Source organism: Enterobacter sp. WPR_3_1, from assembly GCF_003635055.1.
In the GTDB taxonomy this organism is placed as follows: domain Bacteria; phylum Pseudomonadota; class Gammaproteobacteria; order Enterobacterales; family Enterobacteriaceae; genus Enterobacter; species Enterobacter ludwigii.
Genome location: NZ_RBXU01000010.1, coordinates 194,394 through 218,240 on the forward strand (window position 1 = coordinate 194,394; position 23,847 = coordinate 218,240).

Below are 23,847 nucleotides of genomic sequence, written 5' to 3' on the forward strand. Positions count from 1 at the left end.
TTAAAGGGAATGATACACGCAGAGGGGAAATTCAGACAGAGTACGAAAGAAGTAGCGTGACCGGGAACCCGGTCACGCAGAATGATTACAGCAGGTCGCCGATCATTTTTTCCAGTTTTTCCTGGTCGATAGCAAACTTACGGATACCGTCCGCCAGTTTATCTACAGCCATTGGATCCTGGTTATGCTGCCACAGGAACTCAGATTCAGTGATGCGCTCCGGACGCGCTTTCACTTCACCGGTGTAGGACAGTTTACGCTCGATAGCACCTTCGCTTTCAGCCAGCTCTTTCAGCAGTGCCGGGGCGATGGTCAGGCGGTCACAGCCAGCCAGTTCGATGATTTCACCTACGTTACGGAAGCTTGCGCCCATCACCACAGTCTCATAACCGTGCTGTTTGTAGTATTCGTAGATTTCGGTCACGGAAACGACGCCTGGATCTTCAGATGCCGCGTACTCTTTCTTATCCGTGTTGGCTTTGTACCAGTCCAGAATACGGCCAACGAATGGAGAAATCAGGTATACGCCGGCTTCCGCACATGCACGCGCCTGTGCGAAGGAGAACAGCAGCGTCAGGTTACAGTTGATACCGTCTTTTTCCAGCTGTTCAGCTGCACGAATACCCTGCCAGGTTGACGCCAGTTTGATCAGGATGCGGTCATTGCTGATGCCGGCATCGTTGTACATTTTGATCAGACGTTTTGCTTTGGCGATAGACGCTTCGGTGTCGTAGGAGAGACGTGCGTCAACTTCGGTAGAGATGCGGCCAGGAACCAGTTTCAGAATTTCCAGACCAATGTTCACGGCCAGTTTATCAGTGGCATCAACAACCTGCTGCGCGCGGTCGTTGCTCTGTGCTTTCGCCCAGGTCACTGCGTCGTCAATCAGTTTGCGATACTCAGGGATCTGTGCGGCGTTAAGGATCAGAGAAGGGTTGGTGGTGGCATCCTGCGGCTGGTACAGCTTCATTGCCGCGATATCTCCGGTGTCAGCTACGACAGTGGTGAACTGACGAAGGGAGGTCAATTTATCCGTCATGATAGTGTTTCTCTTTTAACGTGCCCTGGATAATTCACGCTACCGACAGCATGCCTGCAGCGGAAAAATGACAGGTTTACTTGTTAGGGGGATGTAACCGGTCTGCCCTGATGATAACACGACGGAGGGGTAGCGCAACCGCAGACAGTGCGCTTAGACAGAGTATGATAAACTCAGAATATTAACAGGCTGCTAAGTAACAGCATGTCCAATCAGTGGTAGCGCTTACATATTCATTTTGGCATCAACAAGAGGGACGTTAATGCCTGATTTCCTTTTCTTTATTAATGAAGTCCTTTGGGGTTCGATAATGATATACCTGCTGCTGGGTGCAGGTATTTGGTTTACGCTACGCAGCGGGTTTATCCAGTTTCGTTATATTCGCAAATTTGGCAGAAGTCTGAAAAACAGCGTCACGCCCCAGCCGGGCGGATTAACCTCTTTCCAGGCCCTCTGCACCAGCATTGCCGCACGCCTCGGCAGCGGTAATATGGCGGGGGTGGCACTGGCCATCAGCGCCGGTGGCCCGGGCGCCGTTTTCTGGATGTGGGTCACGGCGCTTATCGGGATGGCCACCTCCTTTGCCGAGAGCGCCCTCGCCCAACTCTACAAAGAAAAAGATAAAAACGGACAGTTTCGCGGCGGCCCGGCCTGGTACATGGCACGTGGCTTAGGAATGCGCTGGATGGGCGTGCTGTTTTCGCTGTTTTTACTGCTCGCGTACGGTCTGATTTTCAATACCGTTCAGGCGAATTCTGTCGCCCATGCCTTGCGCTATGCCTTTGCGTGTCCGGAGTGGATCACCGGGCTTGTTTTAGCCCTCTGTATCCTGCTGACGATTTCGACCGGCCTAAAAGGTGTCGCCCGCCTGATGCAGTGGCTGGTGCCTGTCATGGCGCTGCTGTGGGTTGCCGCCAGCCTGTTCGTCGCCGCACGGCATATCGAGCAGGTGCCGGAAGTGATTGCAACCATCTTCAAAAGCGCATTTGGCTGGCGCGAGGCGGCATCGGGCGCACTGGGCTATACCTTCAGCCAGGCGCTGATGTCGGGCTTTCAGCGCGGAATGTTCTCCAATGAAGCCGGTATGGGGTCAACCCCCAATGCCGCCGCCGCCGCCGCGTCCTGGCCGCCCCACCCGGCGGCACAAGGCATTGTTCAGATGATTGGCGTTTTTACGGACACCATTATTATCTGTTCCGCCAGCGCCATGATCCTGCTGCTGGCCGGCCCGGTACCTCACTCATCGGAAACAGCCGGCATACAACTGCTTCAGCAGGCACTGGTGAATCTGACGGGCGGCTGGGGAGCCGGGTTTGTCTCGCTCATCCTGCTGTTATTCGCCTTCAGCTCGATTGTTGTGAATTACCTCTACGCCGAAAATAATCTTATTTTCCTGAAAGTGGACTCCCGCCGTATGATCACGCTGCTGCGCCTCGGGGTGATACTGATGGTGTTAGCAGGTTCGCTGCTCAGCATGCCGCTGGTCTGGCAACTGGCGGATGTCTTTATGGCGCTCATGGCCATCACTAACCTGACGGCGATTCTGCTGCTCTCACCCGTGGTTACGCTTATCGCACGGGACTATCTTCGTCAGCGCAAACTGGGCGTACCGCCGGTCTTTGATGCCTCGCGCTATCCCGACATCCAGGCGCAAATTGCGCCCGGCACCTGGGATGATTTGCCACGGCAATAACAGCTATCGATCAATTGAGGGCGATTTTTTGCTAAAGTCGCTCTAAATTTCCTGCAAGGACTGGATATGCTGATTCTGATTTCACCTGCTAAAACGCTCGATTACCAGAGCCCGCTCGCCACCGAGCGCTATACCCAGCCTGAACTGCTGGACTATTCGCAACAGCTGATTCACATCGCGCGTAAGCTCTCTGCGCCACAAATTGCCTCGCTGATGAGCATCAGCGACAAACTGGCGGATCTTAACGCGACCCGTTTCCACGAGTGGCACCCGGACTTCACGCCGAACAACGCCCGCCAGGCGCTTCTGGCGTTTAAAGGTGATGTGTATACCGGCCTGCAGGCGGAAGATTTTAGCGAAGCCGATTTCGACTTCGCCCAGCAGCATCTGCGCATGTTGTCAGGTCTGTACGGCGTGCTGCGCCCGTTGGACCTGATGCAGCCGTATCGTCTGGAGATGGGTATCCGCCTGGAAAACCCTAAAGGCAAAGATCTGTACCATTTCTGGGGCGATATCATCACCGACAAACTGAACGCTGCGCTGCGTGCTCAGGGCGATAATGTGGTGATCAATCTGGCCTCCGATGAATACTACAAATCGGTGAAGCCGAAAAAGCTGGATGCGGAAATTATTAAGCCCGTTTTCCTCGATGAGAAAAACGGCAAGTTCAAGGTCATCAGCTTCTACGCCAAAAAAGCGCGTGGGTTGATGAGCCGCTACATCATTCAGAACCGCCTGACGAAGCCGGAGCAACTGACCGCCTTCAACAGCGAAGGCTACTTCTTCGATGAAGAAGCGTCAGGGAAAGGCGAACTGGTGTTTAAGCGCCACGAGCAGTAAAACAAACCCCGCCAGATGGCGGGGTTTTGCATTAATGGTGTTTCCAGTCCGGGCCAGGACGCGGGTCGTCGTGACGATCGTGATGGTGGTCATCATGATGACGATCGTGATGCTCGTCATGTGGGCGCCAGTGATTATCGCGCCAGTCATAGTGAGCCTTCCACCAGTCATGGTCGCGCCAGCGGCCACCATCCCAGTAGTGACCACGATTATCCTGATCGCCAATCTGCAGTTTTACCGCAGGGACGAGGGTGATTTCAGAGGCCTGAACCGCCATCGGAGCGACCAGCATCATTGAAAGCACCAGCAGAGCAGGTTTCAGTTTAGACATAGGTGACTCCTTATTCATTTACCCGATGTGGGCCGATGTAAGGAGAATACGTGAGGAGGACGGGGGATGTTATTCTCTGCAATCCTAATCGCTAAGTGACCGCATTTATTGGGAATTTCTGCTTTTTTACTGCTATTTTTCTCCTTAATTTCTCCATAAAAAAAGCCGGGTAAGTTTCACCTTACCCGGCCTGCATAGGGTGACAGAATCGTTATCCGCGCGTCATCATCAACTTACGCAGCGCGGCGAAATCCGCGGGCAATTCATGCGAAAGCAGCGGCAGGTCCGCACGCTCGGCCAGCTCTTTTGGCAGCGGCAGCGTTTCACCCAGAATCACTTCCACGCTCTCTTTGAACTTCGCCGGATGAGCCGTTCCCAGGAACAGGCCATACTCCCCCGGATTCAGCTGATCGCGCAGCGCACGGTAAGCGATCGCCGCATGCGGTTCAGAGGTGTACCCCGCCGCTTTCAGCTCACGCAGGGTGGCTTTGGTGGTCTCATCCGTCACCGCGGCGTAACCCAGATCGCCCAGACGCCAGACCTTACGGCGGAAAAGCTCTTCCACACGCGGCCAGTTGTTTGGCTGGCTTACGTCCATCGCATTCGAAAGCGTCGCCTGCGTGACGTTCGGCGCCCATTTACCGTCTTTCAGGAAGCGCGGCACGGTGTCGTTGGCGTTGGTGGCGGCGATAAAGCGTTTTACCGGCAGGCCGAGCGATTTCGCCAGCAGGCCCGCCGTCAGGTCACCAAAGTTGCCGCTTGGTACGGAGACGACCAGCTGATTGCGCGCCTCCTGTGGCAGCTGTGCAACCGCTTCGAAGTAGTAGCAGATCTGCGCCAGCAGACGGCTGATGTTAATGGAGTTCGCCGAGTTCAGACCCAGCGCCACTTTCAGCTCTTCATCATCGAAGGCCTGCTTGACCAGCGCCTGACAGGCATCGAAATCGCCGTCAATCGCCACGGTTTCAATGTTGCCCCCGAGCGTACAGAACAGTTTTTCCTGCAGCGGACTGATTTTGCCTTTCGGGTAGAGGATCACCACGCGAACGTTCTTCAGACCATAGAACGCATGGGCAACGGCCGCACCGGTATCGCCGGAGGTCGCCGTCAGAATCGTTACCGGTTTGTCGCCGCTGATGTGGGTCAGCATCTGCGCCATAAAGCGGCCACCGAAGTCTTTAAACGCCAGGGTTGGACCGTGGAACAGCTCAAGGCAGCCGACATCCGGCTCAACCTGCTTAACCGGTGCCGGGAAAGCGAACGCTGCACGCACGCGCTCTTCCAGCAGCTCCTGCGGGATTTCATCGCCGATAAAGGCAGAGAGAATTTTAGTGCTGCGGGTGACAAAGTCCTGCTTCAGCAGTTCATCAATGTCGGTCAGCTGAAATTCCGGCAGGTCATGGGGGAAGAACAGCCCCTGATTTTTGCCCAGTCCCTGAGTCACCGCCTGCGCGAAGCTGACCTGCTCGTTATGATCTTTAAGGTTGTAGAGTTTCATTCGTTATCCCAGTACTCGTGCGCCAGCCGTGTCCAGACGGCAAATATGAACAAAGCCTTCCTGATTTTGCAGGTAGTGTTTAGAGAGCCAGTCCGCCACGCGCTGCGCCGTGTCTGGCTTATCGCACAGGGCGAACAGCGTCGGGCCGGAGCCGGAGATACCGCACGCCAGTGCGCCGGTATCCATTGACGCCTGTCGCGCCTCGTTAAAGCCAGGCAGCAGCTTAGTGCGGTACGGCTCGGCGATAACGTCTTTCATTAATTTTGCTGCCAGCTGCGGCTGACGGGTGTAGCAGGCGTGAATAAAGCCGGCCAGATGACGTCCGTGAGCGATACAGTCCTGACGACGATACTGCGCAGGCAGGATCGCACGCGCTTCAGCGGTGGATACCTTAATGCCGGGATAGGCCAGCACCCACAGCCACTCATCAAACCCTGGCACCTGCTGGCTGATGATGCCATTTTCTTCAATCATCAGTTGCATACCACCGAGGAAGCAGGGGGCGACGTTGTCATAATGAATGCTGCCGGAGATGCGCCCTTCCAGCTCGCCCATTAACCCGAGCAGACGGTTATTATTCAGCGGCTTGCCGCAGTGCTCATTCATGGCCACCAGTCCGGCGACCACGGAGCAAGCGCTGGAACCCAGGCCAGAGCCAATCGGCATACTTTTTTCCAGCGTCATGGCGACCGGCACATTTTTGCCGATCTCCTGACAGAACCGCTCCCAGCACTGATAAACGATATTCTCGCGCGGGTCTGTCGGCAGTTTGCTGGCGAAGCGGCCCACGTTATTCAGGCTAAAGCTCTCTGCCGCTTCAACCGTTACCGTATCGCCCAGCAGCGAACCATCCACCGGCGTCACCGCCGCACCCAGCACATCAAATCCGACGCTCATATTGGCGCTGGAAGCCGGGGCATAAACTTTCACCATGTTAAACTCCTAACTTCCATGACAGGGTACGCAGCAAATCGGCAAATACACCCGCCGCGGTAACATCATTCCCTGCGCCATAGCCGCGAAGCACCAGCGGCAGTGGCTGATAATAGTGGCTGTAAAACGCGAGGGCGTTTTCGCCGTTTTTTACTTTGAACAGCGGGTCGTTGCCATCCACTTCAGCAATCTTCACGCGGCACATACCATCGTCTTCAATATTGCCAACATAGCGCAATACCTTACCTTCATCACGGGCTTTCGCAACGCGTGCGGCAAAGGCGTCGTCTAGCTGCGCTAAATTGGCCATAAAGGTGTTCACGTCACCGCTGTCGTCAAACCCGGCAGGCAGAACAGGCTCAATCACGATATCGGAAAGCTCCAGCTCACGGCCCGTTTCACGCACCAGTATGAGCAACTTACGCGCCACATCCATACCGGAGAGATCGTCTCGCGGATCCGGCTCGGTGTACCCCAGTTCACGCGCGGCACGGGTCGCTTCCGACAGGCTCATGCCCTCATCCAGCTTGCCGAAGATAAACGACAGCGAGCCGGAAAGAATGCCGGAGAAACGCTGCAGTTCATCCCCCGCGTTCAGCAGGTTTTGCAGGTTCTCGATCACCGGCAGGCCCGCGCCCACGTTGGTGTCGTAGAGGAACTTACGCCGTGACTTGCTCGCCGCCAGACGCAGCTGGTGATAGTAATCCATCGACGAGGTGTTGGCCTTTTTGTTCGGCGTCACCACGTGGAAACCTTCGCGCAGGAAATCGGCGTACTGATCGGCCACCGCCTGGTTCGAGGTACAGTCGACAATGACCGGGTTAAGCAGGTGATACTCTTTCACCAGACGGATTAACCGGCCCAGATTAAAGGGCTCTTTGGCATCATTCAGCTCAGTCTGCCAGTTTTCCAGGTTCAGACCATGAACGTTGGTCAGCAGCGCTTTTGAGTTCGCGATACCGCACACGCGCAGATCAATGTGCTTTTTCTTCAACCACTCCTGCTGACGCTTCACCTGCTCCAGCAGCGCGCCACCCACACCGCCCACGCCAATCAGGAACAGCTCAATCACCTGATCGGTGTTGAACAGCATCTGATGAACCACGCGAACGCCGGTTGTTGCATCGTCGTTATCAACAACCACCGAGATTGAACGCTCAGATGATCCCTGGGCAATGGCCACAATGTTGATGTTGGCCCTGGCCAGCGCGGCAAAGAATTTGGCCGAGATACCGCGCAGCGTACGCATACCGTCGCCCACCACCGAGATAACCGCCAGGCGTTCCTGGATAGAAAGCGGCTCCAGCAGCTCTTCTTTCAGCTCAAGGTAAAACTCTTCTTCCAGCGCACGACGGGCGCGCAGACAATCCCCCTGCGGTACGCAGAAGCTGATGCTGTATTCAGAAGAGGACTGAGTGATCAGTACAACCGAGATACCGTTGCGGGACATGGCCGCGAAAACGCGGGCCGCCATACCGACCATGCCTTTCATTCCCGGGCCGGAAACGCTGAACATGGCCATATTGTTCAGGTTAGAAATGCCTTTCACCGGCAGGCCGTCTTCATCGGTACTGGCACCAATCAGCGTGCCTGGCGCTTGCGGGTTACCGGTGTTTTTAATCAGGCAAGGGATCTGGAACTGGGCAATGGGAGAGATGGTGCGAGGGTGGAGAACTTTAGCGCCGAAGTAGGAAAGCTCCATCGCTTCCTGGTATGACATCGACTTCAGCAGCCTGGCGTCCGGCACCTGGCGCGGATCGCAGGTGTATACACCGTCGACGTCAGTCCAGATCTCACAACAGTCGGCGCGCAAACAGGCTGCCAGCACGGCAGCAGAGTAGTCGGAGCCGTTACGGCCCAGTACGACAAGTTCACCCTTCTCGTTTCCGGCGGTGAAGCCCGCCATCAGGATCATATGGTCAGACGGAATTTTGCTCGCGGCAATGCGACGGGTTGATTCGGCTATATCAACGGTAGACTCGAGGTAGTGACCCACTGCCAGCAGTTTTTCAACGGGATCGATAACCGACACATTGTGGCCACGCGCTTCCAGCAGGCCCGCCATGATTGCAATCGACAATTTTTCACCACGGCAGATTAACGCCGCGTTGATGCTATCCGGGCACTGACTTAAAAGGCTGATACCGTGCAGCACGTGTTTGATTTGGGCGAACTCTTGCTCAACAAACGATTTCAGCTGGGCGAGCGGGAAACCCGGCTGCGCCTCCGCCAGTCCCTGCAGCAGCTCAGCGAAGATACGCTCGGCGTCGCTCAAGTTCGGGAGTGCATCCTGGCCACCGATGGTCTTTTCAATCATCGCCACCAGGTGGTTGGTGATTTTTGCCGGGGCAGAGAGCACGGTCGCGACCTGCCCCTGCCTGGCGTTGCTCTCCAGGATATCGGCAACACGCAGAAAACGTTCTGCATTTGCCACTGATGTACCGCCGAACTTCAACACTCGCATGGTTCTACCTCGTTTCCTTTAGCCGAAAAAAAAGCCCGCACTGTTTGGGTGCGGGCTTTTTTCTGTTTTTCCTGTACGCGTCAGCCCGCATCATTTCCTGTGGTAATGATGATGGTTGTTGTTGTAATGGTGGTGATGCTGATGCGTTTCATGGATGTTGTGTACTCTGTCATTATTATCTGTCTGTGCTGTATTCTTTTAGGGTTAAAGGATTGGGCACCTTAAGTCAATGAATTTTTAATTTGATCACAATTCGGGACGCTCTCACGTCCCGCTGCTTGCAGATTTATTTTCATCCGATTCCCCCAGACGCACCCCACCCAGACAGACGGATACGCCATAGTAAAAACTTATGACAGCATTTTACTCGGCCAATTTTTTTTCAATATCATGCAGCAAACGGTGCAACATTGCCGTGTCTCGCTGCTCAAGGCGCCCAAGTCGCTGATGCAGCCAGTCCGCCATTTTTTGATCTTCCGCGACACCGAGTTGTAATAACAGATGGTCAACGCGAGCGCGCAGCGCGGCCAGCTGGTTTTCATCTGCCCCTTCAGCCTGGGGTTGAGGAATTTGTATTAGGGAGGCTAATTGATAGCAATACACCATTACCGCCTGGCCTAAATTCAGCGACGGATAATCCGCCACCATCGGCGCACCGGTCAGGACGTCCGCCAACGCCAGCTCCTCGTTCGTCAGACCGGAATCTTCCCGCCCAAAGACCAGCGCGGCCTTCGTCAGCCACTGGCTTTTCTCCGTTAACATCGGCACCAGTTCCGCCGGCGTGGCGTAATAGTGGAACTTTGCCCGGCTGCGTGCCGTGGTCGCCACGGTAAAGGAAATGTCGTGCAGCGCAGCGGCGAGCGTGTCGTAAGTGGTTATATTATCGAGAATATCCCCTGAACCGTGCGCCACCCAACGGGCCGCGGGCTCTAGGTGCGCCTGGCTGTCCACGATGCGAAGATCGGTAAACCCCATGGTCTTCATAGCACGCGCCGCAGCGCCTATATTTTCGGCTCTGGCTGGGGCGACCAGTACAATCGACAGATGCATTTATGCTCTCTTTTTAATCAGTTAGCGGGTGAAAATGTGATGCACTTCAACATATTACGCGGCGCGAATTTACAAAAATGCAACACAAATCACCGAAATAGCGTTTCAGAACAAATTAAAAACGCTAAACTATTTTGTGGCTGAACAATCAGTTAGAATGTTAACAGAAGGCTATTATCCTTATGTTTTATAATGGTAATGACCTCATGAATACTCTTTTCTGATTGGATTCGTATCGTTTATAAATCAAGGTACGCAACTAGTTGGTTTATTGAAAAATTGTGACAAAGGCTAGCATTCGGCTACGATGATTTCATCAAACTGTTAACGTGCTACAATTGAACTTGATATATGTCAACGAAGCGTAGTTTTATTGGGTGTCTGGTGTCACTTAGCCTGTTATGTTGCTGTTAAAATGGTTAGGATGACAGCCGTTTTTGACACTGTCGGGTCCAAAGGGAAAGTACCCACGACCAAGCTAATGATGTTGTTGACGTTGATGGAAAGTGCATCAAGAACGCAATTACGTACTTTAGTCACGTTAGGCCGGTCATGTTAATTTGCGACATGCATCAGGCAGGTCAGGGACTTTTGTACTTCCTGTTTCGATTTAGTTGGCAATTTAGGTAGCAAACATGCAGACCCCGCACATTCTTATCGTTGAAGACGAGTTGGTAACACGCAACACGTTAAAGAGCATTTTCGAAGCAGAAGGCTACGATGTCTTTGAAGCGACCGATGGCGCAGAGATGCATCAGATCCTTTCTGAAAATGATATCAACCTGGTGATCATGGATATCAACCTGCCGGGCAAAAACGGCCTTCTTCTGGCGCGCGAACTGCGTGAACAGGCGAACGTCGCGTTAATGTTCCTGACAGGCCGTGATAACGAAGTTGATAAAATCCTTGGCCTGGAAATCGGTGCGGATGACTACATCACTAAACCGTTTAATCCACGCGAGTTAACCATTCGTGCACGCAACCTGCTGTCGCGCACCATGAACCTGGGCACGGTCAGCGAAGAGCGTCGTAGCGTAGACAGCTACAAGTTCAACGGCTGGGAACTTGATATCAATAGCCGTTCACTGATTAGCCCGAACGGTGAGCAGTATAAACTGCCGCGCAGTGAATTCCGCGCGATGCTGCACTTCTGTGAAAATCCGGGCAAAATTCAGTCCCGTGCAGAACTGCTGAAGAAAATGACCGGCCGTGAGCTGAAGCCGCACGACCGTACCGTAGACGTGACCATCCGTCGTATCCGTAAACATTTCGAATCTACGCCTGATACGCCGGAAATTATCGCCACTATTCACGGTGAAGGTTATCGTTTCTGCGGCGACCTGCAGGAGTAATCCGGCAACTGAAGTAAAAAAAACGGCGCTTTCGCGCCGTTTTTTATTTCCAGACTCGCATCGTATCCGCATCAGGTTCAACGGGGGGGACGGGACGCTTCGGCTGAGAGAGCGAATACCAGTCAAGGTGACGCGTCAGGTACATGACCGCAAACAGTGCCATCGCCAGTACGGCAGCTCCCAGCAGCAACGCGCTGTCCTCAGAACGCAGCAGGAACCACATCACGACATCCAGCCCCAGCAGCGCCAGAATAAACACCCCGCTTCGCCTCCAGCTTTTCAGTACCGCCTGCAGGTACACACCATTCATCATCGCGCCGACAAGGCTTGCAATAATCCAGGCCGGCGTAAACCCGACATGCTCAGACAGGGCAAGTAAGACGAGATAGAAGAGGACCAGCGACAACCCTACCAGCAGATACTGCATTGGGTGCAGACGCAATCCGGTGAGGGTTTCGAACACGAAGAAGGCCATAAACGTCAGGGCAATCAGTAAAATAGCGTACTTGATCGCGCGGTCTGTCAGCTGGTACTGATCCGCTGGCGTGGCAACCGTCACGCTAAAGGCCGGGATAGAACTCCACTCCGGTGACTCGCCCTCGGCGAACCAGCTTTGCATGTTGTTAGCAAACCAGCTGCTCTGCCAGTTTGCCTGGAAACCAGACTCGCTAATCTGATGTTTAACAGGCAAGTAGTATCCCATAAATCCCGGGTGCGGCCAGTTACTGCTCAGCGTCATTTCGCTGTTACGCCCGACAGGCACCACCGCAAAACTGCCCGTCCCCGCCAGGTTAAACGACATATCAAGGGCGAGCGTTTTCGGCTCAAGGGCTTTATCACTCAGCGGAATATGAATACCGGCAAGTGTGCCATACACGCCGGTTCCCGGTTCTACGCTGAGCGTCTCACCGTTGATTTTTGCGACCTTCACCGTACCAATGCCCCGGGCATCACCCACGCCAATCACCAGGAATGGCTGCCCCAGCGTCATGGTTTCGCCCTTCAGCTGCGCCATTTTCTCCGTCGAAAACTGCGCTTTTATTTTGAGATCGGTGTTCCAGATTTGCCCGTCATAAATACCGATGCTTCTGGACTCCACGTGCTGATTTCCCTCAACGAGCAGAGATTCCGGCAGGATAAAGTGCAGGTAGCTTTTTTTGTATTCGACCTTTTTCTCATCCTCAAGTTTGTAAAAAACCTCTGTGACAGGAATGGCAATCAGCGGTCCTACCAGCTTTTGCGGCCCGCTGGTGCTTTGACGAAGCGAGTGTTCAACATCGTTACGGTAGCTCTCACGCTCCGAAATCAGGTTACTGACCATAAAGAGCGGGACTAACAACAGCAGAATGCACCCCAGCAGGGTGCTTACTTTCCAGAACAGGGGGGATTTCATCATTACGTCTCCTTTGTGATGAGGAGAGCGTACCGGGGCTATGTGGGGCCAGTTTGAAGTTATGTGAAGTGACGGTGAAGTGTCAGCGTGGCTTTCACGCCGCCTTCTGGCTGGTTATGCAGAGCAATGTCCCCCTGATGCAGACGCGCCACCTCCTGCACGAATGCCAGACCCAGCCCGCTGCTTTTCAACCCGTTCTCGCGGGGGAGCGAGTAAAAACGTTCAAAAATACGCGCCATGGCATAGTCCGGTATCCCGCTTCCGCTATCGCTTACGGTAAGCCGGATCTCGGTTGGCGTCTCCTCGGCAGCCAGCTGAAGCGTCCCGCCCTGCGGGGTAAAATCGATGGCATTATCCAGCAAATTACCCAGCGCCTGTTCAAGCAGCTCGGGGTCGCCCTGCACCTGCAGCGAAGTGGGCTGGCAGGTCAGGATGATATTTTTCGCCGTGATAACGGCGGAGCGTGAATCCGCAAGCCGTGAAAACAGCGTGCTGACACTCACGCTCACCGGCTCTATCTCTACCCGGTTTTCAAGACGCGCCTGAGAGAGCAGTTTTTCCACCAGCGACTGCATACGCGCGTTTTGCACCAGAATATTATCGATAAACCGCGCGGCCACCGCCGGCGGCGGCTGCTCATTAAGGATCTCTGCCGCGCCGCGGATTGCCGCCAGCGGGCTTTTGAGTTCGTGAGTAAGCGCATGCACATAATGCTCGATGTAATTCTTACCCTCGAGGCGAATGCGCATATTTTCCAGCGCCTGCGCCAGCTTTCGTAGCTCACTGCTGCCGGGGTTAGGCAGCGGGAGAGGCGTGTCCGTGGTCACCGCATCGGCGTAGCGCGACAATCTGCCAATGGAACGATTGATCCATCCCGCCACCAGCAGACCAATCAGCAGGGCAATGCCGAGCAGTGCCCCACCCGCCCACAGGATCCGCCGCTCGCTACGGTGAATAACCGGCGCCATGGCGCTGTTAGGTTTTCCGACCGACAGCACGCCGATAATGTTGCCCCTGTCCATCACCGGTGCGGCAACATACATCACCGTACTTTCCGGATCGTCAGGGTTGCTCTGGGTGCTGCGCGCGCCATATTCCCCGCGAAGCGTCAGCCAGACGTCATTCCAGCGGGAGTAGTCTTTTCCTACCGCCAGGCCCGCCGAATCAAACACCACCTTGCCCGTGGCGTCGGTCATGTAGACGTGGTACTCGTTGCGGACTTTATGAATGCCGCCAATGTTGGCGCGAAACGGCCGCTGATGGAGCCGTGAAAAGGCCTGAGCCAGCTGGCCCTGCTGCGGATTGCCTGCGAGCAGGTCGTCTCGCCCCACTTCCGCCAGCAGGGTCGCGGTGTCAATCAGCGTGCCTTCGGTGGCTCTGCGCACGCCGGGCTTGACCTCCTGCACGAAGATAGACAGCACAAACCACGCGGCGATAGCGACAATCAGGAAATAGCCCAGCAGCAGACGCATGCCAATACGCATTAATAAAGCCCCAGACTGTAACCCATCCCGCGATGGGTACTGATGGGCGAAAGCCCGTCATTGACCGCGCGCAGCTTGGCGCGCAAGGTTTTGATATGCGTATCCACGGTACGATCGAAGCTATCGCCGTCTTCACCCCACACTTTGTCCATAAGCTGCTGGCGAGAAAAGACCCTGCCCGGCGCCTGCAACAATGTTTTGAGCAGCAGGAATTCATAGCGCGTGAGCGGTAAAGGCTCCCCATACCAGCTGATTCTGGCGGCGGGTTCATTCAGTTCAAACTGCCCGATACGCACGATCTCGGTGGGGGCGGTGGATTTTTGTAACCGCCGTAGAATAGTCCTCACCCGGGCACAGACTTCACGCGGGGAGAAGGGTTTAGCGACATAATCATCCGCGCCCATCTCCAGTCCGAGCAGCTTATCCACCTCGTCACTTCGCGCCGTCAGAAACAGGATCGGCAGTGACGGATGCTGCGCCAGAAGCTGACGGCAGAGTTCAAAGCCGCTGATGTCAGGCAACCCGACATCCAGAATCGCCAGCGCGGGGACCTGCCGCCGCGCCTCTTCCAGTACCGGTAACCCACGCCCGAAAGCCTTCACCGCAAACCCCTCCTGCTGAAGCATGTAGAGTAGCGTGTCGGCGATACTGATTTCGTCCTCAACCAGCCAGACCAGAGGTTGCTGCATGATTCATCCCTGAATTAGTGCCATGGCATGATCGGCACGGCGCTGATGGCGTTTTTCGGTGAGCCTTCAACCACTTTGTCGGAATAGGCCAGATAGGCGAGCGTGTTGCGTTTGGCGTCATAAAAACGCACCACCTGCAGCTTTTTAAACACCAGCGAGGTCCGTTTCTGGAAAACCACGTCGCCCTGCGCTTTGCCGTTTTTGATTTTGTCACTCAGCTCCACCGGGCCGACCTGCTGGCAGGAGATTGCCGCATCGGAGGTATCTTCAGCCAGCCCAAGCCCGCCTTTAATGCCCCCGGTTTTCGCCCGACTAACGTAGCAGGTGACGTTTTTCACGTCCGGATCGTCAAACGCCTCCACCACAATCTTGTGGTCCGGGCCGAACACTTTGAAAACGGTATCGACAGAACCAATCTGTTCCGCCTGCGCGGCGTGCCCCACCGTCAACATCAGGGCAGTGAAGATCAAAGTCTTGTATTTCATATTGTTACCATTTTTAAGAATTACGCTGAGCGATTATTCAACACTGTAGACAAAAATGTAGCAAGATCACAGGATTAGAATATATTCACCCAAAACGAGGAACAAAAGGCATTAATGAGCAAAAAAAACACTGAATGCTAAAACATCAAAAAATGCTATTATCCGCTAACCTGTTATCAGGCACCTGCTGTTTTAAGGATGAGGATAGTATATGGATCAGGCTGGAATTATTCGCGACCTGCTCACCTGGCTGGAAGGTCACCTCGACCAGCCTTTGTCACTGGATAATGTGGCGGCTAAAGCAGGCTATTCCAAGTGGCATCTGCAAAGGATGTTCAAGGATGTCACCGGTCATGCTATCGGGGCCTATATCCGCGCACGTCGTCTGTCAAAATCAGCGGTGGCATTACGCCTGACCGCGCGGCCGATTCTGGATATTGCACTGCAATATCGTTTCGACTCGCAGCAAACCTTTACCCGCGCCTTTAAAAAACAGTTCTCGTTAACGCCAGCGCTCTATCGCCGCTCGCCTGACTGGAGCTCGTTTGGCATGCGTCCGCCGCTGCGTCTGGGTGAGTTTGCAATGCCGAAATATGAATTTATCACCCTGCCAGAAACGCACCTGATTGGTACGACGCAAAGCTACTCCTGTTCGCTGGAGCAGATTTCCGAATTCCGTCATCAGATGCGCGTTCAGTTCTGGCGCGACTTCCTGAGCCATGCGCCGGCGATCCCGCCCATCCTGTATGGTCTCAACGAAACGCACCCAAGCCAGGAAAAAGACGACGAGCAGGAGGTGTTCTACACCACCGCGTTAACGCCAGAACTGGCGAATGGCTATATTCAGGGTTCAAAGCCCGTGGTGCTGGAAGGCGGCGAATACGTGATGTTCGCTTATGAAGGGCTGGGAACGGGTGTACAGGAATTTATCCTGACCGTTTACGGAACCTGCATGCCAATGCTGAACCTGAATCGCCGTAAAGGTCAGGATATTGAGCGCTACTATCCGGCAAGCGATGCTAAACCGGAAGAAGGCCCAATCAATCTGCGTATGGAATTCTTAATTCCGATACGTCGTTAACGCTGAAGTTCGTCAAGTGCAGGGGCATCAAGATGCGAAATGTCCCCTGCCATCTCTACGACCCAACCTGACGCCAGCCACGCGCTTTCCTGATAGTCGATACGGGAAATAGAGCAGTTGCGCAGACGCAAACGGCGCTCTGCATACGCAGGTAACCCCAGAATCGTGCTCACAAGGCAGCCCAGCGCAATACCGTGACTCACCAGCAGCGGACGGCTCCCGGCCGGAAGCTTCAGGCATTCCGCCAGCGCGGCATGCATGCGCACGCTCAGCTCCTGCATGGATTCGCCTTCCGGAATACGGCCATCTTCGGTGCCGTTGACCAGCGTGCGACGCCAGCCCTCTTCCGTTTCCGTCAGCGTATCGATATGCCGTTTTTCCAGCACGCCCATATCCAGCTCGCGCAGACGCGGCTCGATCATGACATCACAACCACAGGCATCGGCAATGATGCGCGCCGTCTGCTGTGTGCGACCTAAGTCGCTGGTGATAACATGCGTAATGCCCAGCGTTCTGGCGCGTTCTGCCACCTGCCACGCCTGCTGCACACCCTTTTCAGTAAGAGGACTGTCTGACTGGCCTTGAATACGTCGCTCGGCGTTCCACTGCGTCTCACCGTGGCGAACAAGGTATACCTGTAACATGCTTTTTTTCCGTTATACTGCGATGAGTTTTTTTGAATCGAGCTTAATTATGCACCATGTTGTCTCTGCTACCACCAATCCTGCCAAAATTCAGGCAATTCTAAGGGCATTCGAAGAGATTTTCGGCGAAGGATCCTGCCATATTGATGCCATCGGCGTCGAGAGCGGCGTGCCTGAACAGCCGTTTGGCAGCGAGGAAACGCGCGCTGGCGCACGAAATCGCGTGGCAAACGCCAGGGCTGCCGCACCGGATGCTGACTTCTGGGTGGCAATTGAAGCGGGTATCGACGAAGGCGCGACGTTCAGCTGGGTGGTCATCGAGAACCGTGAACAGCGTGGAGAAGCGCGTTCAGCAACCCTGCCGCTGCCAAAAATCATTCTGGAAAAAGTGTCCGCGGGTGAAGCGCTCGGGCCGGTGATGTCTCAGTACACCGGCATCGATGAAATTGGCCGCAAAGAAGGCGCGATTGGCGTCTTTACCGCTGGCGCGCTGACGCGTTCAGGCGTTTACCACCAGGCGGTGATTCTGGCCCTGAGCCCGTTCCATAACGCGATTTATCGCTGAGCGCCCAGCAGCACAGACTCCAGCCACTGACGCAGCTCCACCGGCGCGGATTTCAGGCTGTTCGATCCGCGGGTGATCGTCGCGATACCCGCGCCCAGCTCATTTTTAAGCTCACGCTGGCTCATCTCACCGCGCAACAGCTCTTCGATGATCCGCACGCGTGTGCCCAGGGCTTCACGCTCATCCGGCGTCAGCATCAGCTGCAATAAAGGCAAATGCAGATCCTGGTCGTAAGACTGGCGGAGCAACTCCACAAAACGAAGCCACTCCTGATGACGTTGTTCGGCCATTGCCGAGGAATACGGGGAATGCTGGGTCATGTTATGCCGCCTGTTGTACTCATTAACGAGTACAGCATAACACAACCCGCCCCATCAGTAACGTCTCTGCCACTCAGCATCGCTCATCAGGGTATCTTTTTGTCCCATGAAATAGCGATAGTAGGCGTCATAAGCCAATACGTTCTTCACATAGCCGCGGGTTTCCGAGAACGGAATACTTTCCACAAACGCGACGGCGTCAATGCGCCCGGCGCTGTTGCCAAGCCAGGTGCGCACGCGGCCCGGGCCTGCGTTATACGCCGCCGAGGAGAAGATGCGGTTATTGCCGAACTGCTGATAAACATACTGCAGGTAGCTGGTACCGATATTGATGTTGGTCTCCGGATCCAGCAGCTGCGACGGACTGCTGTATCCCGGGATGTTAAACATCTTCACCGTGTGCGTCGCGGTTCCCGGCATCACCTGCATCAGGCCGCTGGCCCCGACCGGGGAACGGACTTTCGGGTTCCACGCACTCTCCTGACGGGCAATGGCCATGGCGTAGCTTTGCGGAATGTCTTTACCGCTGGTGTAGCGCTCAAACAGATCTTTATAGGCCAGCGGGAAACGCTCTTCGAGATGATCCCACAGCTTGCCGGCGATCGTTGCCTGCACGCTCAGATCCCACCAGTGGTTATCAAAGGCATAGCGGGCAAGCTGTGCCTTCTCATCGGTCGTACGGCTGGTCACCAGATTCGCCCATTCGCTACGGGCGGTATTGTCCATGTTCCAGTACATCAGCTCGCGAACGCGCGCCATTTCTGGCCCCTGAGTCAACGCCGGGTTGGCGTTAGCAGGGGCTTTATCAATGCGGAACGTGTACTCCTCACCCAGACGCTGCGCGGCCGCCATCGGATAGAACCCACGCTGCTGCATCAGCGCATGAAGGATCTCTTTGGCTTCATCGTCACGCCCGCGCTCCATCAGCAGATCCGCCTGCCAGTAACGCCATTCGTCTTTCTCTTTGGCATCCATTGGCAGACGCGCAAGCCAGGTATTCAGCCCCCGGCGATCGCCCGTCCCCAGCGCCATACGCACGCGGCGCTCCACCAGCGACGTGGAGTTCGAACGCATAATCGCATCGTCTCGCCAGCGCGCCTGCTCGTCGGTTACATCGGTGCTCATCAGTCGCCACGCCACAATGTCGCGCAGCTCCTGAGTTTGATCTTCATTGAGCTGCTGCGCCTGCACCAGCTGCGGGATCATCAGCCGCGCATTTTCCACGTCGTCACGCGCCACGCTGGCAAAAGCCACCGCGGCCATCTGGCGGGTAAAGTCGGTTGCGCCGGTGTTGCGGGCAAAGGTCAGTACGCTGTTCGGATCGTTCGCCAGGGCGATGACGGCGGTTGAGATCGTCTGATAATCAGACGGCATTTGTCCCGCAAGCGTGGTAACCAGCCGCGTGTTTCCGGCTTTCATCGCCAGGCGAATACGTTCAAGGTACGCCAGCGGATCCTGCTTACCTGACGCACGCCATGCGCCAAAGAGGGAATCACAGGCATTTGGCTGGCTTTTTCCGGTCAACCACAGATCTTTCGCGCCCGCCCAGGCCTCTTCCTGCTGTCCGGTAACCCACTTCGCATAGTAGTAGTTACACTGGGCTTCGGTGGTGTTCGGTTTTTCCGGGCTAAACGCCAGCAGCCCACGCCAGTCTTCACGACGTGCCAGTTCGTTCACAAAACGAGACTGCAGCGTCCGCGCGGGTGGCAGCGTCGGGTTCGCCTGAATAAAGTTATTCACGGTGACCGTGGGTTGATTCATGAGATCGTCAGTGATCTGCCGATACTCCAGATACGGATAGAGAGGATACGCTTTTAAGGTCGGCATCAGCGCCTGCACGGTATCCATCTGCTTATTGTCCCACGCCTGTTTAATCTGGGCGTAGCGATTACGTTGTTCATCCAGTGAATCGGCATGCACCGCCTGGCTTGCCGCCATCACGCATACGCTGGCAGCCAGCAGACGCCAGACCACCTGTTTGGCTTTTCCCACAAGCTCTTCCTCATTGTTTTTTCGTCAATTGCAGCGTCTTGCCACGTCAAAGTCTAATTAACTTATGCTAACCAGGCATCCTGCAACGCGCCACGTCGCGGACACTTTTTTACCTTTCTTGCGCGTTTTAACACTCCCGACGTTCCTGGCTGGGATTAGGACGGGAAAAAGGCTACACTTCGAGGCTGATATTCTTTCTCATCACGATAAAAGAGGCGAAGTCCAACGTGGCTCAATTCGTTTATACCATGCATCGTGTCGGCAAAGTTGTCCCGCCGAAACGTCATATTCTTAAAAATATCTCGCTGAGCTTCTTCCCGGGCGCAAAAATCGGTGTTCTGGGTCTCAACGGTGCCGGTAAGTCCACCCTGCTGCGCATCATGGCCGGCATCGATACAGACATCGAAGGTGAAGCCCGTCCGCAGCCTGGCATCAAAATTGGCTACCTGCCGCAGGAGCCTCAGCTCAACCCGGAACACACCGTTCGTGAATCCGTTGAAGAGGCGGTTTCTGACGTCGTTAACGCACTGAAAGGTCTGGATGAAGTGTATGCCAAATATGCTGAACCGGATGCGGACTTCGATAAACTGGCCGCTCAGCAAGGCAAGTTTGAAGAGATTATCCAGGCACATGACGGCCACAACCTGAACGTGCAGCTTGAGCGCGCCGCTGACGCCCTGCGTCTGCCAGACTGGGATGCGAAAATCGCGAACCTCTCCGGGGGTGAACGCCGCCGCGTGGCGCTGTGCCGTCTGCTGCTGGAAAAGCCAGACATGCTGCTGCTCGACGAACCGACCAACCACCTGGATGCGGAATCCGTGGCATGGCTGGAGCGTTTCCTGCACGACTTCGAAGGTACCGTTGTGGCGATCACCCACGACCGTTACTTCCTCGACAACGTTGCAGGCTGGATCCTGGAGCTTGACCGTGGTGAAGGCATTCCATGGGAAGGCAACTACTCCTCCTGGCTGGAGCAGAAAGACCAGCGTCTGGCGCAGGAAGCCTCTCAGGAAGCCGCGCGTCGTAAGTCTATCGAGAAAGAGCTGGAGTGGGTTCGTCAGGGCGCTAAAGGCCGTCAGTCTAAGGGCAAAGCCCGTCTGGCACGCTTTGAAGAGCTGAACAACACCGAATACCAGAAACGTAACGAGACCAACGAACTGTTTATTCCGCCTGGCGCACGTCTGGGGGATAAAGTGGTTGAAGTCACCAATCTGCGTAAGTCTTATGGCGATCGCCTGCTGATTGACGACCTGACCTTCTCCGTACCGAAAGGTGCCATCGTGGGGATCATCGGTCCGAACGGCGCGGGTAAATCCACCCTGTTCCGCATGATGTCCGGTCAGGAACAGCCAGACAGTGGTTCAATCACTCTGGGTGAAACCGTGAAACTGGCTTCCGTTGACCAGTTCCGTGACGCCATGGATAACAGCAAAACCGTGTGGGAAGAAGTCTCCGGCGGCCTGGATATCATGCGTATCGGTAACACCGAAATGCCAAGCCGCGCTTACGTTGGCCGCTTTAACTTCAAAGGCACCGACCAGGGTAAACGCGTGGGCGAGCTCTCCGGTGGTGAACGTGGTCGTCTGCACCTGGCCAAACTGCTGCAGGTTGGCGGTAACGTGCTGCTGCTCGATGAACCGACCAACGACCTGGACATTGAAACCCTGCGCGCACTGGAAAACGCCCTGCTGGAGTTCCCGGGCTGTGCAATGGTTATCTCGCACGACCGTTGGTTCCTTGACCGTATCGCAACCCACATCCTGGACTACCAGGACGAAGGGAAAGTGGAGTTCTTCGAAGGTAACTTCACCGAATACGAAGAGTACAAGAAACGTACGCTGGGCGCGGATGCGCTGGAGCCGAAACGTATTAAGTACAAACGTATCGCGAAATAAATGTAAAACGGCAACGTCAGTTGCCGTTTTTTTTGTTTGTTCCTACACCCTGTGAGTGACGCACCGTTCACCCCCCCACGTAAAACCGCTTCACCTCATCACACTGCATCGCAAAGTCGATATAACGCATCAGCGCCGGCGAGTTCAGCTTGCGGCTCGGGTAAGCCAGCCACAGATCGTTCCCCTCGACGTTCCACTCCGGCAGCACCTTCACCAGCGCGCCCTTTTCAACCTTATCCTCAAGCAAAAAAGCGGGAAGCAGCGTGATCCCGGCGCCGGCGATGGCACATTCGCGCGCATACACCAGATTATCCGTCAGATGGGCGTTATCCGGCAGATAACGGTAATCCTCACTTTCGCTTTGCAGCAGCCACTCAGACCACGCCTTGTGGGTAATACAGCGGTGATCCACCAGCTGCCGGGGATGCGTCAGCGGCTCCCGGCGCGCCAGGTAAGTCGGTGAGGCCAGCATATAGCGCGGGCAATGACCGATCATACGGCCAATCAGGGAGGAGTCCTGCGGCTTACCGGTACGCAGCGCCACGTCAAAACCTGACTCGACCAGGTCGAGCACGTCGTCAGAAATAGACACGTCAAGCGAAACGTCCGGATAGCGGAGCTGGAACTCCGCATTCAAATGCGCCAGCAGCGTCGCGCCGATCCCGGCCGGGCAGGTGATGCGCAGCCGACCGCTGGGGTTTTCACGCAGCCTCTGAATGGCGTACTCCGCCCGTTCACTTGCCGCCAGCATCTCGCGGCAGTGAACCAGATAGTGCTCGCCGGCGAACGTCAGGTTCAGCCTGCGCGTAGTACGGTTGAGCAAGCGGATCCCCACCTGCTGCTCAAGCTGACTGATTCGCTGGCTGACGCTGGATTTCGGCAGCTCAGCTTTCTGCGCCGCCGCGGTAAAGCTGCCCAGCTCTGCCACCAGCGCAAACAGCGCCATATCCTGAAGTTGTTTAAACATGATTGTTCATCCTGTACGAACACTTCGTTCTTAATTGTCCATCTTATCACGCGGCTGAGCACTTAATAGACTAGTCTCAACAACACGCTTTCCATTAAGGAGCTCACCATGTCAGTTAAAGCCATTGCCGTTAATCCAGACAGTCCTGCTGATTTCATTGAAATTACCCAACCGATGCCGCAGCCCGGCGAGCACGATCTGCTGGTTGAGGTAAAAGCCGTTTCCATCAACCCGGTCGATACCAAAGTTCACGCGGGCATCGTCAGAAGCGGCCTGACGGAACCACGCGTTCTCGGCTGGGACGCCAGCGGCATTGTGAAAGCCGTGGGTGCAGGCGTTAGCGGTTTTAAACCGGGGGATGAAGTGTGGTACGCGGGCGATATTACCCGCCCGGGCAGCAATACCACCCATCAGCTGATCGATGCGCGCATTGTCGGGCATAAGCCGGTAAGCCTCGGCTGGGCTGCCGCAGCCGCCTTGCCGTTAACCGCCCTCACCGCCTGGGAAGGATTGTTTGAACGGCTGAATATCCAGGATGCCGGCCCGGACAAAACGCTGCTCATTATTGGCGGCGCGGGGGGCGTAGGATCGCTGGCGATCCCGTTTGCGAAACATCGCAGCAACGTGAAGATCGTCGCGACCGCCTCGCGGGAAGATTCTGCTCAGTGGTGTCGCGATCGCGGTGCCGATCACGTGGTGAATTACCGTGACCTGAAAGGTGAACTGGCTAAACAGGGCCTGACGTTTGTGGATTACATTTTCATTCTCAATGATACCGACGGCCACTGGGATGCCGTCAGTGAACTGATCGCACCGCAGGGGCATATCTGCTCCATCGTTGAGAACGCACATCCGCTGAACCAGGACAAGCTGAAATCCAAATCTGCCGCGCTGCACTGGGAGTTTATGTACACCCGCAGCATGTACCAGACCGCCGACATGGCGCGTCAGGGCGAGATCTTAAACGAGGTTGCGAAGCTGGTGGATAACGGCGTGGTGGAAAGCTCACTGAGCGAAACGCTACACGGGCTGAGCGTCGAAAGCATCACCGAAGCGCACCGAAAAGTGCTGGACGGGCATATGCGTGGCAAAGTGGTGGTGGAGTATTGAGGGGGGTGTTCCCCCTCACACC

General features: G+C 55.4%; 23 protein-coding genes and 1 other annotated feature. Of the genes, 7 read left to right on the forward strand and 16 right to left on the reverse strand.

The window, feature by feature from the left end; genetic code table 11:
• Positions 1 to 85 precede the first annotated feature (85 nt).
• Positions 86 to 1,039, reverse strand: a complete 954-nt coding sequence (tal, locus tag BJ887_RS12510) for a transaldolase (protein ID WP_014168563.1) — start codon at positions 1,037 to 1,039, stop codon at positions 86 to 88.
• 262 nt (positions 1,040 to 1,301) lie between these two features.
• Between tal and BJ887_RS12515 the strand changes: the two genes are divergently transcribed.
• Entirely contained in the window at positions 1,302 to 2,732 is a 1,431-nt protein-coding gene (locus tag BJ887_RS12515) for a sodium:alanine symporter family protein (RefSeq protein ID WP_032681687.1), read from the forward strand.
• Positions 2,733 to 2,798: 66 nt separating this feature from the next.
• Positions 2,799 to 3,572 carry a peroxide stress protein YaaA gene (yaaA, locus tag BJ887_RS12520; RefSeq protein WP_121339930.1) on the forward strand — a complete coding sequence of 258 codons (774 nt, stop codon included), beginning with the start codon at positions 2,799 to 2,801 and terminating at the stop codon, positions 3,570 to 3,572.
• Between the two features lie 31 nt (positions 3,573 to 3,603).
• Here yaaA and BJ887_RS12525 read toward each other — a convergent pair whose 3' ends face one another.
• The 7 genes from BJ887_RS12525 to yjjY form a co-directional block, all read right to left on the reverse strand.
• Positions 3,604 to 3,903: a DUF2502 domain-containing protein gene (locus tag BJ887_RS12525; protein ID WP_020882537.1), complete on the reverse strand. Its 300-nt coding sequence runs from the start codon at positions 3,901 to 3,903 to the stop codon at positions 3,604 to 3,606.
• A gap of 211 nt (positions 3,904 to 4,114) precedes the next feature.
• On the reverse strand, positions 4,115 to 5,401 hold the full coding sequence (gene thrC / locus BJ887_RS12530) for a threonine synthase (protein ID WP_050737513.1): 1,287 nt from the start codon (positions 5,399 to 5,401) through the stop codon (positions 4,115 to 4,117).
• Between the two features lie 3 nt (positions 5,402 to 5,404).
• A complete protein-coding gene (gene thrB, locus BJ887_RS12535; protein WP_014168558.1) occupies positions 5,405 to 6,334 on the reverse strand; it encodes a homoserine kinase in 930 nt (309 codons plus the stop codon).
• A gap of 1 nt (position 6,335) precedes the next feature.
• Positions 6,336 to 8,798 (reverse strand): bifunctional aspartate kinase/homoserine dehydrogenase I, encoded by a 2,463-nt coding sequence (gene thrA, locus BJ887_RS12540; protein ID WP_121339931.1) that lies wholly within the window; start codon positions 8,796 to 8,798, stop codon positions 6,336 to 6,338.
• Between the two features lie 24 nt (positions 8,799 to 8,822).
• Positions 8,823 to 8,943, reverse strand: a sequence feature (Thr leader region).
• The gene (thrL, locus tag BJ887_RS12545) at positions 8,879 to 8,950 is read right to left on the reverse strand and encodes a thr operon leader peptide (protein ID WP_229216845.1); all 72 of its coding nucleotides are present in this window, start codon (positions 8,948 to 8,950) and stop codon (positions 8,879 to 8,881) included. (Overlaps the previous feature by 65 nt.)
• A gap of 211 nt (positions 8,951 to 9,161) precedes the next feature.
• Positions 9,162 to 9,848 carry a tRNA/rRNA methyltransferase gene (locus BJ887_RS12550; RefSeq protein WP_032679596.1) on the reverse strand — a complete coding sequence of 229 codons (687 nt, stop codon included), beginning with the start codon at positions 9,846 to 9,848 and terminating at the stop codon, positions 9,162 to 9,164.
• Positions 9,849 to 10,247: 399 nt separating this feature from the next.
• Complete coding sequence (gene yjjY, locus BJ887_RS12555) at positions 10,248 to 10,388, reverse strand: protein YjjY (protein WP_001541509.1); 141 nt, start codon at positions 10,386 to 10,388, stop codon at positions 10,248 to 10,250.
• A 95-nt stretch (positions 10,389 to 10,483) separates the two neighbouring features.
• Between yjjY and arcA the strand changes: the two genes are divergently transcribed.
• Positions 10,484 to 11,200 carry a two-component system response regulator ArcA gene (gene arcA, locus BJ887_RS12560; RefSeq protein WP_003856501.1) on the forward strand — a complete coding sequence of 239 codons (717 nt, stop codon included), beginning with the start codon at positions 10,484 to 10,486 and terminating at the stop codon, positions 11,198 to 11,200.
• A gap of 43 nt (positions 11,201 to 11,243) precedes the next feature.
• Here the strand turns inward: arcA and creD are convergent, their stop codons facing one another.
• The 4 genes from creD to creA are packed head-to-tail and all read right to left on the reverse strand — an operon-like array spanning position 11,244 to position 15,251.
• On the reverse strand, positions 11,244 to 12,596 hold the full coding sequence (creD, locus tag BJ887_RS12565) for a cell envelope integrity protein CreD (protein ID WP_050737516.1): 1,353 nt from the start codon (positions 12,594 to 12,596) through the stop codon (positions 11,244 to 11,246).
• A gap of 56 nt (positions 12,597 to 12,652) precedes the next feature.
• Positions 12,653 to 14,077 carry a two-component system sensor histidine kinase CreC gene (creC, locus tag BJ887_RS12570; protein ID WP_049023052.1) on the reverse strand — a complete coding sequence of 475 codons (1,425 nt, stop codon included), beginning with the start codon at positions 14,075 to 14,077 and terminating at the stop codon, positions 12,653 to 12,655.
• Complete coding sequence (creB, locus tag BJ887_RS12575) at positions 14,077 to 14,766, reverse strand: two-component system response regulator CreB (protein WP_044857571.1); 690 nt, start codon at positions 14,764 to 14,766, stop codon at positions 14,077 to 14,079. The genes creC and creB overlap by 1 nt, the downstream gene beginning before the upstream one ends.
• Before the next feature lie 14 nt (positions 14,767 to 14,780).
• A complete protein-coding gene (creA, locus tag BJ887_RS12580; RefSeq protein ID WP_014168552.1) occupies positions 14,781 to 15,251 on the reverse strand; it encodes a protein CreA in 471 nt (156 codons plus the stop codon).
• Positions 15,252 to 15,462: 211 nt separating this feature from the next.
• Here creA and robA point away from each other — a divergent pair, with 211 nt between their 5' ends.
• Complete coding sequence (robA, locus tag BJ887_RS12585) at positions 15,463 to 16,332, forward strand: MDR efflux pump AcrAB transcriptional activator RobA (protein WP_014168551.1); 870 nt, start codon at positions 15,463 to 15,465, stop codon at positions 16,330 to 16,332.
• On the opposite strand, the gene gpmB is transcribed toward robA, so the two are convergent.
• Positions 16,329 to 16,976: a 2,3-diphosphoglycerate-dependent phosphoglycerate mutase GpmB gene (gene gpmB, locus BJ887_RS12590; RefSeq protein ID WP_014168550.1), complete on the reverse strand. Its 648-nt coding sequence runs from the start codon at positions 16,974 to 16,976 to the stop codon at positions 16,329 to 16,331. The two genes, robA and gpmB, sit on opposite strands and share 4 nt — an antisense overlap.
• Positions 16,977 to 17,025: 49 nt before the next feature.
• On the opposite strand from gpmB, the gene yjjX reads away from it, so the two are divergent.
• Positions 17,026 to 17,541: an inosine/xanthosine triphosphatase gene (gene yjjX, locus BJ887_RS12595; RefSeq protein WP_014168549.1), complete on the forward strand. Its 516-nt coding sequence runs from the start codon at positions 17,026 to 17,028 to the stop codon at positions 17,539 to 17,541.
• Here yjjX and trpR read toward each other — a convergent pair.
• Together trpR and sltY are read right to left on the reverse strand one after the other, a co-directional pair.
• On the reverse strand, positions 17,532 to 17,861 hold the full coding sequence (gene trpR, locus BJ887_RS12600) for a trp operon repressor (protein WP_020885267.1): 330 nt from the start codon (positions 17,859 to 17,861) through the stop codon (positions 17,532 to 17,534). The two genes, yjjX and trpR, sit on opposite strands and share 10 nt — an antisense overlap.
• Before the next feature lie 54 nt (positions 17,862 to 17,915).
• Positions 17,916 to 19,853, reverse strand: a complete 1,938-nt coding sequence (sltY, locus tag BJ887_RS12605) for a murein transglycosylase (protein WP_047356956.1) — start codon at positions 19,851 to 19,853, stop codon at positions 17,916 to 17,918.
• Positions 19,854 to 20,080: 227 nt separating this feature from the next.
• Between sltY and ettA the strand changes: the two genes are divergently transcribed.
• On the forward strand, positions 20,081 to 21,748 hold the full coding sequence (gene ettA / locus BJ887_RS12610) for an energy-dependent translational throttle protein EttA (RefSeq protein WP_014168546.1): 1,668 nt from the start codon (positions 20,081 to 20,083) through the stop codon (positions 21,746 to 21,748).
• Positions 21,749 to 21,815: 67 nt separating this feature from the next.
• Here the strand turns inward: ettA and BJ887_RS12615 are convergent, their stop codons facing one another.
• A complete protein-coding gene (locus BJ887_RS12615; RefSeq protein ID WP_025205491.1) occupies positions 21,816 to 22,715 on the reverse strand; it encodes a LysR family transcriptional regulator in 900 nt (299 codons plus the stop codon).
• 108 nt (positions 22,716 to 22,823) lie between these two features.
• Here BJ887_RS12615 and BJ887_RS12620 point away from each other — a divergent pair, with 108 nt between their 5' ends.
• A complete protein-coding gene (locus BJ887_RS12620; protein WP_020885270.1) occupies positions 22,824 to 23,825 on the forward strand; it encodes a zinc-binding alcohol dehydrogenase family protein in 1,002 nt (333 codons plus the stop codon).
• The last annotated feature ends 22 nt before the right edge of the window (positions 23,826 to 23,847 follow it).